This window comes from Streptomyces sp. NPDC047880 (genome assembly GCF_040706515.1).
GTDB lineage: Bacteria > Actinomycetota > Actinomycetes > Streptomycetales > Streptomycetaceae > Streptomyces.
The window spans coordinates 42,628-55,747 of the sequence record NZ_JBEZOK010000008.1 but is presented as its reverse complement, the minus strand read 5'-3'; the positions used below and the strand labels follow the sequence as shown (position 1 = coordinate 55,747).

The 13,120-nt window shown below is 72.2% G+C and carries 10 protein-coding genes; 8 read left to right on the top strand and 2 right to left on the bottom strand.

Features of this window, described 5'->3' with window-relative positions:
- The first annotated feature begins 2 nt into the window (after nucleotides 1-2).
- The 8 genes from AB0937_RS14805 (at nucleotide 3) to moeZ (ending at nucleotide 9,877) form a co-directional block, all read left to right on the top strand.
- Complete coding sequence (locus tag AB0937_RS14805; protein ID WP_366711931.1) at nucleotides 3-1,013, top strand: ABC transporter permease; 1,011 nt, start codon at nucleotides 3-5, stop codon at nucleotides 1,011-1,013.
- Entirely contained in the window at nucleotides 1,010-2,008 is a 999-nt protein-coding gene (locus AB0937_RS14800; RefSeq protein WP_366711930.1) for an ABC transporter permease, read from the top strand. The genes AB0937_RS14805 and AB0937_RS14800 overlap by 4 nt, the downstream gene beginning before the upstream one ends.
- Nucleotides 2,005-3,597 (top strand): ABC transporter ATP-binding protein, encoded by a 1,593-nt coding sequence (locus tag AB0937_RS14795; RefSeq protein WP_366711929.1) that lies wholly within the window; start codon nucleotides 2,005-2,007, stop codon nucleotides 3,595-3,597. Before AB0937_RS14800 ends, AB0937_RS14795 begins: the two co-directional genes overlap by 4 nt.
- 189 nt (nucleotides 3,598-3,786) lie before the next feature.
- Entirely contained in the window at nucleotides 3,787-5,505 is a 1,719-nt protein-coding gene (locus AB0937_RS14790; protein WP_366711928.1) for a DUF3492 domain-containing protein, read from the top strand.
- Nucleotides 5,505-6,806, top strand: coding sequence for a hypothetical protein (locus tag AB0937_RS14785; protein WP_366711926.1), 1,302 nt, complete (start codon nucleotides 5,505-5,507; stop codon nucleotides 6,804-6,806). The genes AB0937_RS14790 and AB0937_RS14785 overlap by 1 nt, the downstream gene beginning before the upstream one ends.
- 132 nt (nucleotides 6,807-6,938) lie before the next feature.
- Entirely contained in the window at nucleotides 6,939-7,898 is a 960-nt protein-coding gene (locus AB0937_RS14780) for an NAD-dependent epimerase/dehydratase family protein (protein ID WP_366711925.1), read from the top strand.
- Nucleotides 7,886-8,635, top strand: a complete 750-nt coding sequence (locus AB0937_RS14775; protein ID WP_366711924.1) for a spherulation-specific family 4 protein — start codon at nucleotides 7,886-7,888, stop codon at nucleotides 8,633-8,635. Before AB0937_RS14780 ends, AB0937_RS14775 begins: the two co-directional genes overlap by 13 nt.
- Before the next feature lie 63 nt (nucleotides 8,636-8,698).
- Nucleotides 8,699-9,877, top strand: a complete 1,179-nt coding sequence (gene moeZ / locus AB0937_RS14770) for an adenylyltransferase/sulfurtransferase MoeZ (protein ID WP_031112256.1) — start codon at nucleotides 8,699-8,701, stop codon at nucleotides 9,875-9,877.
- Nucleotides 9,878-9,948: 71 nt separating this feature from the next.
- Here moeZ and AB0937_RS14765 read toward each other — a convergent pair whose 3' ends face one another.
- Both AB0937_RS14765 and AB0937_RS14760 read right to left on the bottom strand, forming a co-directional pair.
- A complete protein-coding gene (locus AB0937_RS14765; protein ID WP_366711923.1) occupies nucleotides 9,949-11,418 on the bottom strand; it encodes an alpha/beta hydrolase in 1,470 nt (489 codons plus the stop codon).
- A gap of 134 nt (nucleotides 11,419-11,552) precedes the next feature.
- A complete protein-coding gene (locus tag AB0937_RS14760; RefSeq protein WP_366711921.1) occupies nucleotides 11,553-13,097 on the bottom strand; it encodes an alpha/beta hydrolase in 1,545 nt (514 codons plus the stop codon).
- Between the last annotated feature and the right edge of the window lie 23 nt (nucleotides 13,098-13,120).

Genomic DNA, 13,120 nt, shown 5'->3' with positions numbered 1-13,120 from the left:
CCGTGAGTGAGGCACTTCTCGCCGCCGAGGCGGCCGGGACGGATCCTGTCGTCCCGGCCGCCTCGGGGGCCCGTCAGTTCTGGCGGCGGCTGCGCACGCAGCGCGCCGCCCTCGTCGCGGCCGGAGTCGTCGCGCTGCTCGTCCTGGTCGCGCTCGCCGCGCCGCTGCTCACCGCCGTCGAGGGCCAGGACCCGACCACCTACCACCCGTCCCTCGTGGACTCCGCGCGCGGCGGCGTGCCCGTCGGATCCCTGGGCGGAGCGAGCGCCGACCACTGGTTCGGCGTCGAACCGCAGACCGGCCGTGACCTGTTCGCGCGGCTGGTGTACGGGGCGCGCGTGTCGCTGGGCGTCGCCCTGGCCGCGACCGTCGTGCAGGTCGCCATCGGCATCACCCTGGGTGTCGCGGCCGCGCTCGGCAAACGATGGGTCGATCAACTGCTGAGCCGGTTCACGGACGTCATCGTCGCCATGCCGCTCATGATCATGTCGCTGGCGCTGCTCGCGATCGTGCCGTCGAGCTTCCCGCGACCCGTGCTCGTCGCGCTGGTCATCGGCCTGATCGGCTGGGGCAACATCGCCCGGATCGTGCGCGCGCAGACCCTCACCCTCAAGGAACTCGACCACGTCTCCGCGGCCCGGCTCAGCGGCTGGGGCACCTGGAGCATCGCCCGCCGCGAACTCCTGCCCGGAATCGCCGCACCCGTCATCACCTACGCCGCCCTGCTCGTCCCGACGAACATCACCGTCGAGGCCGCGCTCTCCTTCCTCGGCGTGGGCGTGAAACCGCCGACACCCTCCTGGGGACAGATGCTCACCGCCGCCGACGTCTGGTACCAGGCCGCCCCGCAGTACCTGCTGCTGCCCGCGGGCGCCCTGTTCGTCACGGTGCTCGCCCTCACGGTCCTCGGCGACGGCGTCCGCACCGCCCTCGACCCCCGTGCGGCCTCCCGGCTGCGCGTCGGCACGGGACGCAGGCGGGAGTCGAAGGCGGCCGAGGGAGGCACGGCATGACCGGGTTCACCGGCTTCGTCCTGCGCCGCACCGTCGGCGCCGCCGTCACCCTGCTCGCCATCTCGGTGATCGTCTATGTCGTCTTCTACGCCACCCCCGGCAACGTCGCCCAGATCACCTGCGGCCCGCGCTGCTCACCGGAACAGGTGCACCAGGTGGCCCGGCAGCTGAACCTCGACGACCCGCTGGTCGTGCGCTACGGGCACTTCCTCCAGGGCCTCGTCGCCGGCCAGGACCACTCGACCGGCACGTCCGTCCAGCACTGCTCCGCGCCCTGCCTCGGCCTGTCGTACCAGAGCGACCAGCAGGTCACGCAGCTGATCTGGGCGAAGCTCCCGGTCAGTCTGTCCCTGGTGGCCGGGGCGATGGTGCTCTGGCTGATCCTCGGGGTCGGCACCGGCGTGCTCTCCGCCTGGCGGCGCGGCCGGTTCTCCGAGCGGGTGCTGACCGGCCTCACCCTCGCCGGCACGGCCACCCCGGTCTTCGTCATCGGCCTGGTCCTGATGATCGTCGTCTGCGGGGAGCTGCAACTGCTCCCCTTCCCGCAGTACGTCGCCCTCACCGACGACCCCGAGCAGTGGGCGTGGAACCTGCTGCTGCCCTGGCTGTCGCTCGCCCTCATCGAGGCGGCCGCGTTCGCCCGGCTGACCCGGGCCTCGATGCTGGAGACGCTCGCCGAGGACCACATCCGCACCTTCCGTGCCTACGGCGTCGGCGAACGGTCGATCGTCGGACGGCACGCGCTGCGCGGCGCGTTCGCGCCGGTCATCGCGCTCAACGCCAACAACGTCGGGTCGGCGATCGGCGGCGCGGTGCTCACCGAGACGCTGTTCGGCCTGCCCGGCATCGGACAGGAACTCGTCCATGCCGTCAAGGTCGTCGACCTGCCGGTCGTGGTCGGCATGGTCCTGGTCATCGGATTCTTCGTGGTCCTCGCCAACGCCGTCGCGGACGTCCTGTACGCGGTGGCCGACCGACGGGTGGTGCTGACATGAGCCTGGTCGAGGTGACCGGTCTCAGTGTGGAGTTCGGCGCGCTGCGCGCCGTCGACGGACTCTCCTTCAGCCTGGAGGAGGGCGCCGCCCTGGCCCTGGTCGGCGAGTCCGGTTCCGGCAAGTCCACCGTGGCGTCCGCGCTGCTCGGCCTGCACCGTGGCACGGGCGCGCGGGTCGAGGGCTCGGTCGAGGTGGCCGGCACCGACGTGCAGCGGGCCTCCGACGAGGAGTTGCGGCGGCTGCGCGGCGGGCGGGCCGCCATGGTGTTCCAGGATCCGCTGTCCTCCCTCGACCCGTACTACGCGATCGGCGACCAGATCGCCGAGGTGTACCGCGTGCACGCGCGGGCGTCCCGGCGGGCGGCACGCGCGCGTGCCGTGCAGGTCCTCGACCGGGTGGGCATCCCGGACGCGGCCCGGCGGTCCCGGTCCCGGCCGCACGAGTTCAGCGGCGGCATGCGCCAGCGCGCCCTGATCGCCATGGCACTCGCCTGCGAACCCCGGCTGCTGATCGCCGACGAGCCGACGACCGCCCTCGACGTGACCATCCAGGCCCAGGTCCTCGACCTGCTGCACACCCTGCGCGAGGAGACCGGTATGGGCCTGCTGCTCGTCACGCACGACGTGGGCGTCGCCGCCGAGAGCGTCGACGAGGTGCTGGTGATGCGGCACGGCCGGGCGGTCGAACACGGCCCGGCCGCCGACGTGCTGGGCTCCCCGGCCCAGCCGTACACCCGGGAACTGCTCGCCGCGGTTCCCCGGCTGGACGCGCCGCGCAAGGCCTCGGCGGCCCCCGAGGAGGCCGTCCTGGAGGCGACCGGCCTGCGACGGGAGTTCGGGCGCGGGAAGCGGGCGTTCACGGCCGTGGACGACGTGTCGCTGACCCTGCGCCGCGGCGAGACCCTCGGGATCGTCGGCGAGAGCGGCAGCGGCAAGACGACCCTCGGGCGCATGCTCGTCGGGCTGCTGGAGCCGACGGCGGGATCGCTGAACTTCGAGGGCCGCGCGCACACCGGGGTGGACCCGGCCGTACAGATGGTCTTCCAGGACCCGGTCTCCTCCCTCAACCCCCGCCGCAGCGTGGGCGAGTCCATCGCCGACCCGCTGCGCGCACGGGGTGAGCGGCACGAGGGGCGCATCCGGGAGCGCGTGGGTGAACTGCTGGAGCGCGTGGGGCTCGAAGCGGCACACCACGACCGATACCCCCATGAGTTCAGCGGCGGACAGCGCCAGCGGGTCGGCATCGCCCGGGCGCTCGCGGCCGATCCGCGGGTCATCGTCTGTGACGAGCCGGTCTCGGCCCTCGACGTCACCACCCAGGCCCATGTGGTCGACCTGCTGGGGGAGTTGCAGCGCGAGCTCGGGCTCGCACTTGTCTTCGTCGCCCACGACCTGGCCGTCGTCCGCCAGGTCAGCGACCGGGTCGCGGTGATGCGACGCGGCCGGATCGTCGAGGAAGGGCCCGTCGGGGAGGTGTACGAGTCACCGCGCGACCCCTACACCAGGCAGCTGCTGGCCGCGGTGCCGGCGCTCGATCCGCAGGTCGCCGCGCGACGCCGGGCACAGCGACGGGAGTTGGCCGCCGCATGACGATCGGTGTCCGCTTGATCTCCTAGCGCGACAGAACGCGACCTGCACGGGAAAGTTACGACCGTTCACCCCTTTTGGTGGTGCGACGGACAACCGTCCGTCGCACCACCGCCTTGTCCGCATACGTTCGTCCCGCTGCGAGCCGCCGGACAACGGCGGCTCCCCATACGGGAGATCGGGGGTGCACTCGTGCGCATCGGACTGCTTACGGAGGGTGGGTATCCGTATGTGAGCGGTGACGCCAGGCTCTGGTGCGACCGGCTGGTGCGCGGACTCGCCCAGCACGAGTTCGACGTCTACGCGCTCAGCCGCAGCGAGCACCAGGAGGACGAGGGCTGGGTCCCGCTGTCGCCGAACGTCCGCAGGGTGCGCACCGCGTCCCTGTGGATGGCGGAGGACGACGAGGTGGTGCTCGGGCGCCGCGCACGCCGGCGGTTCACCGAGTACTTCGCGGAGCTGGCCGCCGTGCTGTGCGACGGGCCGGGGGGAGCCTCCCCTGCCGCCGGGGGGTCCGGTGGAGGTGCGTTGACCACTGAGGCGGACCGTTTCGCCACCGCTCTGTACGGGCTCGCCGAACTCGCCCGTGAGGAAGGCGGGCTGGCGGGAGCCCTCCGGTCGGAAGCCGCCGTGCGCACCCTGGAACGCGCCTGTCGTGCGCCCGGCGCCCACCGTGCGGCGCGCCAGGCGCGCGTACCGGACCTGCTCGCCGTCGCCGCACACCTGGAACGCGCCCTGCGCCCCCTCTCCCTCGACTGGTACGAGGACGACGGGCTGGGCGCGGTCGACCTCTGCCACGCCGCGTCCGGCGGCGCGGCGGCCCTGCCCGGCCTGCTCGCCCGGCACTTCACCGGCGTCCCCCTGATGGTCACCGAGTACGGCGTGCGCCTGCGGACGCACTACCTCACCGCTCCCGACGCCCCACCCGCCGAACGGACCCTGGTGGCTGCCTTCCAGGGCCGGCTCGCCGCCGAGGCCTACGCGCGGGCGGAGTTCGTCACCGCCGGCAACGTCCACACCCGCCGCTGGCAGGAGCGCTGCGGCGCCGACCGCGCCAAGCTCCGCACGGTCTACCCCGGCATGGACGCACGGCCCTTCGCCGAGGTGGGCGAGTCGCCGGACCGCGCGGATCCGGACACGCTCGTCTGGGTCGGCCGCGTCGAGCCCGCCAAGGACCTGGTCTCGCTCCTGCACGCCTTCGCGGAGGTACGCAAGCAGGAGCCGAGGACCCGCCTGCGCATCGTGGGTGCCCCCGCCGGCCCCGAGGGTGCGGCCTACCTCGGTCACTGCAGGACCCTGGCCGCCCAGCTCTTCCCCGACGAGGCCGAGGGCCCGCACGTCGCCGGTGACAATCCGGTGTCCTTCGAGGAGATCGGCGGCCCGGAACTCCCGGTTGCCGCAGACGTCTACGCCTCGGGCGCGGTGACCGTCCTGTCCAGCGTGGTCGAGGGCTTTCCCGTCGGCCTCGTCGAGGCGATGTTCTGCGGGAGTGCGACGGTGTCCACGGACGTCGGCGCGGTCGTGGAGGTCATCGGTGGCACGGGGCTCGTCGTACCGCCGCGCAATCCACAGGCGCTCGCGGAGGCGTGCGTGGCGCTGCTGCGCGACCCGCAGCGCCGTGCGCGCCTGGGCGCCGCCGCCCGTGCCCGCGCGCTCGAACTGTTCACGGTCGAGCAGAACGTCGAGGCATTTCACGGCATTTACCTGGAGATCGTCTCGCGCGCGCCCGTCCGCCGTGTCCTCCTCGACAGGGCGGGGGCACCGCTGCCGTTCGCGGTTCCCGCCGAGGCCCACGTCCCCGTCCACTGGACCGCCGCGTCACCCCGCCTCGCCGCCCGCAGCGGCCCCGGCTGGGCAGCGGGCAGGCCCGTGCGCGCCACCACCCCCGTCCCCACCCCGGAGGGTGCGTGATGAGCGACCTGGACGAACTGGACCCCACGGCACCGGAAGCGGTCACCGAAGGCAACGTGCCCAGAAGCCGGAAGCCGGCAGCCTCGCGGGAGACGGCCTCGTGTGAGACGTCCGGGGCGGAGGAGCCCGCCGCCGAGGGCAGCGTGCCCGCGAGCCGGGAGACGGCCGTCGATCGCAAGGCCTCCCCCACGCGCCGGGGTGCCGGCGACCCGGTCAAGGCGCTGATGCACCGGCACCGTGAGCTGTGCGAGCGTGCGGTGGACCCCTTGGAGATCGCCGCGGGTCTGGAGGCACACGGCATCACCGAGCGGACCGCCGCCCGCTTCCGCCACCGCGACGTCTTCTCCCTCGCCGAGGAGATGTACGCACGGGTCTCACGGGACGGTGACACCCCCCTGCCCACGCCGGCAGCCCCGCCCCGGGTGCGTGCCGACTGGGTCCTCCTGACCCTCCTGCCCGGTGCGCTGTGCGCAGCCGCCGCGGCCGCGCTGCAGCTCACCCGAGGGCAGTCGCGCCTGTTCGCGGGTGTGGCCGGCGCCCTCGCCGTGGCCCTGGCTCTCCGCGCGGCCCTGCGCCAGGGCCCCCTGAGCAGGACCGACCCGGACCGGCCCGGGCCGCGACCCGGCGCAGCCTCCGGCAGGACCACTCCCTGGACTCTGTGGCTCGTCGCCTACTCCCTCCTGGGGGACGGTCTGCTCCGCAACGCTCTCGCCGGCGGCCCCGACGCCCTGCCCACCGGCTCGCCCGGCGGCCCCTGGCCCCTCACGGCCACGCCGGTCCTGGCCCTCGCCCTGGCCTGCGCGCCCGCCGCCTGGACCGCGCACCTCCTCACCGTGCGCGCCCGCCGCAAGCTCGCGTCCAGCCGTGGCCTGGAGGACTTCGCCGCCGCCGTACGTCCTCTCCTGCTCGGCACGTTCGCCCTGTTCATGGGTGCCCTGGCGGGCCTTCTGACTCTCTGCTCGGCAGCCCTCGACGAGCCCGCGGCCTACCTCCAAGTCCTCGCCCTGGGCGCCCTCCTGTTCCTGGCCCGCCTCCTCACCACGCACGGCTTCACCTACGCCCCCGCCGTGGTCCTCGCCGCGGTGGCCACGGCGGAGGCGGCCGCCCTCGCCACCGTCTTCGCCTCCAGCCTCCCCGGCCTCGGCTTTCTGGCCGTCCCCGTCGAAACGCTCGTCACCGCCGGGGGCGCCGGCAGCGTCCCCGCCCTCGCCTGCACAGCCGCGGCCCTGGCCCTCCTGGTCCACGCGGTCCGCAAGCTCACCCGGGCCTCGGCGCACGCACCGTCGGAGCCCGCCGGGTGACCACCACCGGCATCGGCCCCACGGCCACAGACAGGTCCCGTCTCTTACCTGCCTTCCTCCCTTCCTTTTCACTTCGAGGAGCACCCGCATGATCACCCACCCAGGAACCCCGGCGACCCCGGGAGCCATGCGATGAGAGTCCTGCTGATCGGAGCCAACGGCTACATCGGGCGCTTCGTCGCCGACCGCCTGCTCGCCGACCCGGCCGTGCAGCTCACCGCCCTCGGCCGTGGTGACGACGCCGACGTCCGCTTCGACCTCGCTTCCGGCAGCCCCGGTGCCCTCACCCGCTTCCTCGACGCCGTCCACCCGGGTGTCGTCGTCAACTGCGCCGGCGCCACCCGCGGCGGGGCCCGCGAGCTCACCCGCCACAACACCGTCGCCGTCGCCACCGTCTGCGAGGCCCTGCGCCGCAGCGGCTGCGGCGCCCGGCTGGTGCAGATCGGCTGCAGCGCGGAGTACGGCCCGAGCCAGCCCGGCTCCTCCACCCCCGAGGACGCGGTGCCCCGGCCCGGCGGCCCGTACGGCGTCAGCAAACTCGCCGCCACCGAACTGGTCCTCGGCTCCGGTCTGGACGCCGTCGTCCTGCGCGTCTTCTCCCCGGCCGGACCCGGCACCCCCGCGGGTTCCCCGCTGGGCCGTCTCGCCGAGGCCATGCGCCGTGCCATGCAGTCCGGCGACGGCGAGCTGAAACTCGGCGGCCTCGGCGCCCAGCGCGACTTCGTGGACGTCCGTGACGTGGCCCGTGCCGTCCATGCCGCCTCGCTCTCCGCGGCGCAGGGCGTCATCAACATCGGCTCCGGCCGCGCCGTGCGCCTGCGCGATGCCGCCGCGGTCCTCGCCCGGGTCGCCGGATACGGCGGCGCCCTCCACGAACTCGACGGTCCGCCCGGCGCCCTTCGCACGGCCATCGGCCACCCACGTCCCGACCCGGACCACGCGCCCCCCGTCGCGTACCCGTACCCGGACGGCTGCGGCAGCTGGCAGCAGGCCGACGTGCGCACCGCGCGCGACCGGCTGGGCTGGCGTCCCCGGATCGGACTGGAGGAGTCCCTCGCCGACATCTGGATGGAGGCGGCATGCCGCATCTGACCAGATCCCGGCGGCACGCCGCCGGCACGGAACTGCGCCCCGGCGTCGGAGTCCCGGGCTACGCGCACCCCCTCCTCGCCCCCACCGAATGGGGCGAACTGACCCGCCCCGGCACCCCGCTGCACTGGGTGGTCCTCAACGTGGACGACGGCCCCGGCACGCGCCCCGACCCGCACTGCCTGGCGGCGGCCGGCCGCCTGCGCAACGCGGGCATCCGTGTCCTCGGCCACCTCGACACCCGATACGGCACCCGCAACTTCGGTGAGCTGATCTCGGACGCCCACCGGTTCGTCGACTGGTACCGGGTCGACGGCTTCCTCCTTGAGCGCTGCCCCGCCGATCACGCCGGGCTGCCCGAGATCCGCCGCACGGTCGCCACGCTCCGCGTGATCCGTGACGCTGCCCACATCGTCCTCGGCCACGGCATCCACCCGCATCCCGGCTACGTCGAGCTCGCCGACCAGCTGGTCACCTTCTCCGGGCCCTGGAGCGACTACCGCTGGTCGCAGGTGGCCGAGTGGACCACCGACCACTCTCCCGAGCGCTTCTGCCACTTCGTCCACGGCGTGCCCCGCCCCCACCTGACCGAGGCACTGCGCATCGCCCGCTGGCAGGGCGCCGCGACGGTATGGATCACCGACCACACGGACCGGGGCGGCCGCACCGACCCCTGGGAGGCCATGCCCGGCTACTGGGACGAATTCGTCTCGCGTATCGGAACAGGTGTCTCGGAATGAAAAAGGGCATGGCACTGTTACGGGGAGAACAACCGTAGTGATCGACCGACCAACGGAGTCCCCGTGTCGCTGCCACCCCTGGTCGAGCCGGCTTCCGAGCTCACCGTAGACGAGGTCCGCAGGTACTCCCGCCACCTGATCATCCCCGATGTGGGGATGGACGGGCAGAAGCGGCTGAAGAACGCCAAGGTGCTGTGTGTGGGCGCCGGCGGCCTGGGCTCGCCGGCGCTGATGTACCTGGCCGCCGCGGGCGTCGGCACCCTCGGCATCGTGGAGTTCGACGAGGTCGACGAGTCGAACCTGCAGCGCCAGATCATTCACAGCCAGGCCGACATCGGCCGCCCCAAGGCCGAGTCCGCGCGCGACAGCGTCAAGGGCATCAACCCGTACGTGAACGTGATCCTTCACGAGGAGCGGCTCGAGGCCGACAACGTGATGGACATCTTCAGCCAGTACGACCTGATCGTCGACGGCACGGACAACTTCGCGACCCGCTACCTGGTCAACGATGCCTGCGTGCTGCTGAACAAGCCGTACGTGTGGGGCTCGATCTACCGCTTCGACGGCCAGGCGTCCGTCTTCTGGTCCGAGCACGGCCCCTGCTACCGCTGCCTGTACCCGGAGCCCCCGCCCCCCGGCATGGTCCCCTCCTGCGCCGAGGGCGGCGTCCTGGGCGTGCTGTGCGCGTCCATCGGCTCCATCCAGGTCAACGAGGCCATCAAGCTCCTCGCCGGCATCGGCGACCCGCTGGTCGGCCGACTGATGATCTACGACGCCCTGGAGATGCAGTACCGCCAGGTCAAGGTCCGCAAGGACCCGAACTGCGCGGTCTGCGGCGAGAACCCGACCGTCACCGAGCTCATCGACTACGAGGCCTTCTGCGGCGTCGTGTCCGAGGAGGCCCAGGCGGCGGCCGCCGACTCCACGATCACTCCCAAGCAGCTCAAGGAGTGGATCGACGACGGCGAGAGCATCGACATCATCGACGTCCGCGAGCCTAACGAGTACGAGATCGTCTCCATCCCGGGCGCACGGCTGATCCCGAAGAACGAGTTCCTCATGGGCACCGCCCTGGAGAGCCTTCCGCAGGACAAGAAGATCGTCCTGCACTGCAAGACGGGTGTCCGGAGTGCGGAAGTCCTCGCGGTGCTGAAGTCCGCGGGCTTCTCGGACGCGGTGCACGTCGGCGGTGGCGTGATCGGCTGGGTCAACCAGATCGAGCCGTCCAAGCCGGTGTACTGAGCCGTATCCGGCCTCCCTTCCCGAACGGCGGGGGCTTCTGGCGCCACGAGTGCCCGAAGCCCCCGCCGTCGTCATGAGCAGACCTTGCCGTTCTTCGGTACCGAACCGTCCAGGAGATACGCGTTCACCGTGGAGTCGACGCAGTCGCTCCCGCTGCCGTACGCGCCATGCCCCTCGCCCCGCCAGGTCAGCATCACCCCGACGCCCTTGCCCAGTTCGTCGGCCATCCTCCGCGCCCCCTCGTACGGGGTGGCGGGGTCGCCGGTGTTGCCGACCACCAGAACCGGCGCCGCGCCGGGGGCGCTCACCTCCGGGGTGTCGTGCTGTCCGGGCACCGGCCAGTCGTGGCACCAGCCGGCCGTGTCCCAGCCGAGGAACGCCCCGAAGACCGGGGAGACCTTCTCGAACCGGGGCAGCAGCCGTTTCGTCTCGGTCACGGTCGGCCGCTGCTTGTCGTCCAGGCACGATATGACCCGTTGGGAATGGGTCGTCGTGCCGTAGCGCCCCGACGGGTCGCGTTCGTTGTAGCGGTCGGCGAGGGTCAGCAGCTCGGAGCCGTCGCCCCTTTCGGCCGCGTCGAGGGCGGCGGTCAGCGTGGGCCAGCTGTCCTTGCTGTACAGCGGCAGAATGATGCCGGTGAACGCGAGGGACTGGGTCAGTTTCCGCCCGGGCACGCTCGTGGGAAGAGGGCGGGCGTCGATCCGCTTCAACAGGTCCGCGATCTTCCGCGAGCCCTTCTGAGGGTCCTGCCCGGTGGACGCGAGGTAGCTGTCCAGCGCCCGCTGGAAGCCTCTGGCCTGGTTCTCGGCGTGGCCCACGGTGTCCGCCCCGGGGTCCACGACCGCGTCGAGCGTCATGCGCCCCACCTTTTTCGGGAACAGGTGCGCGTAGGTGCCGCCCAGTTCGGTGCCGTAGGAGATCCCGAAGTAGTTCATCCTGGCGTCGCCGAGGGCCTCCCGGATGCGGTCCATGTCACGGGCCGAGTCGGCGGTCGAGACATGGGCCAGGAGCCTGCCGGCGTCCTCCTGACAGCCCTTGCCGAAGTCGGCGGCGTCCTCCAGGTACGCCTTCTCCTCGGCAGGAGTGTCCGGGGTGAGGTCCACCGACTCGGCGGACTGGATCTCCTTGTCGCCCCGGCAGCGCACTGACTCGCTGGCGCCCACGCCGCGCGGGTCCCAGCTCACCAGGTCGTACCGCTCACGGAGGGAGGAGACGGCCGGGGCGTACGACGGCATCATGGACACGCCGGAGGCACCCGGGCCGCCGAAGTTGAACAGCAGCGACCCGACGCGGTCGTCGCCACGGGCCTTGGCGCGGATCAGTCCCAGGCCGATCGTCTCGCCGTCCGGCTTCGACCAGTCCAGCGGCACCTTCAGCGTCGCGCACTGCCATTCGCCGCTCGGTGCCGGGCCGTCGGCGGTGGCCTTGCAGCGCCCCCAGGAGAGCCCGCTCCTGTTGTCGTCGGACGTGCCGCCGCTGCAGCCCGCGGTCAGCAGGGCCGCGGCGGCCGCCAGAGCGGTCCACCGAACCAAGCGTGTCATTGCCCATCCCCCCTCGCCGGCCGTCCGCTCCGTGCCGCGGATGGCGGTCAGGCCATGGTAGGCAGATCCCGCTTCGGCCGTTTCAGCCTGTGGATAACGCTTTGACCTGCGAGTTTGTCAGATGGCTGGGAGAATCAGGTGCAGACGGTCCCCGTCGGTGGCACCTTCCCGTCCAGCAGATAGCCGTTGACCGCACCCTGCACGCACCGGTTCTTGCTGTCGTAGGCGCCATGGCCCTGCCCCCGGTACGTGAGCTCGACCCCGACGCCCTTGCCAAGCGCGTTCACCATCGCCTTCGCACCCTCGTACGGCGTGGCCGGGTCACCGGTGTTGCCGACGACCAGGATGGGCGCCGAGCCCGGAGCGCTGACGTCCGGGTGGTCGGCGGCGCCCGCGACGGCCCAGTCGGTGCAGCCGATCATGCCCCAGGCCAGAGAGTCGCCGAACAGGGGTGACGCGGCCCGGAACTCCGGCAGCCGCCGCTCGACGTACGCGGCGTCGTAGCGCGGTTTGGCGTCGGCGCAGCCGATGGCGGTGAAGGCGGCGGTCGAGTTGTCGTACTCGCCGTTCTCGCTGCGTCCGTTCATCGAGTCGGACAGCAGCATCAGGGTGCTGCCGTCACCGTCGTAGGCCTCCTCCAGGCCGTCGGTGAGGAACTCCCAGAAGTCCTGCGAGTACAGGGCCTGCAAGATGCCGCTGGTCGCCGCGGTCTGGGTCAGCTGCCGCGGGAAGATGCCCGGGATCGGTTTGCGGTCGAGGTCGTGAAGCAGCCGCGCGATGCGGTCCTTCACGTCCTGCGCGCTGTCGCCGATCGGGCACTCCTCGGTCTTCGACACACAGTCCTCGGCGAAGTTGTCGAGCGCGAGCTGGAAGCCCTTGGTCTGCCCCAGCGAGCTCTGCTCGGGGTCCTGGGTGGGGTCGACGACGGCGTCGAACACGGCACGGCCGACCCGCTCGGGGAAGAGGTGGGCGTAGACGCCGCCCAGTTCGGTGCCGTAGGAGATGCCGAAGTAGTGCAGCTTGTCGTCGCCGAGGACCTGGCGCATCAGGTCCAGGTCACGGGCCGCGTCGGTGGTGCGCACGTGCGGCAGGATCTGCTCCGAGTTCTGCTCGCAGGCGTCGTTGAACTCCTTGGTGCTGTCCAGGAGCTGGGTGCGTTCGGCGGCGTCGTCGGGGGTGCCGTCCTGCTGGAAGTACGCGTCGAGCTGCTGGTCGTTCTCGCAGATCACGGGGTCGCTGCGGCCGACGCCGCGCGGATCGAAGCTGACCAGGTCGTAGCGGGTGCGCAGCTTCTCGTAGTCCTTGGCGAAGGCGGGCAGCGTGGCGACGCCCGAGCCGCCGGGGCCGCCGAAGTTGAAGACGAGCGAGCCGATGCGTTCGTTCCCGGTGCCGGTGGTCCTGACCCTGATCAGTTCGAGTCCGATCGTGTCGCCCTTGGGGTCGCTCCAGTCGAGCGGGGCCTTCATCGTGGTGCACTCCCACTCACCGTCGTCCGGCAGGGGAGTGGGCGCCGGGCCGCCGCCCTGGGCCTCGTCCGGGGCCGGGCAGGCCTTCCAGCTCAGTTCCTGCCGGGTCACGTCCTCGTCCTTGGCGTCGTCGCCGCAGCCCGCCAGCACGGTGGACAGCAACACGGCGGAGGCGGTCAGGGCGGCGGCGCGCAGCCGGAGGAGGGTTGGCATGGTTCCATCCTGCGGCGGCCCAG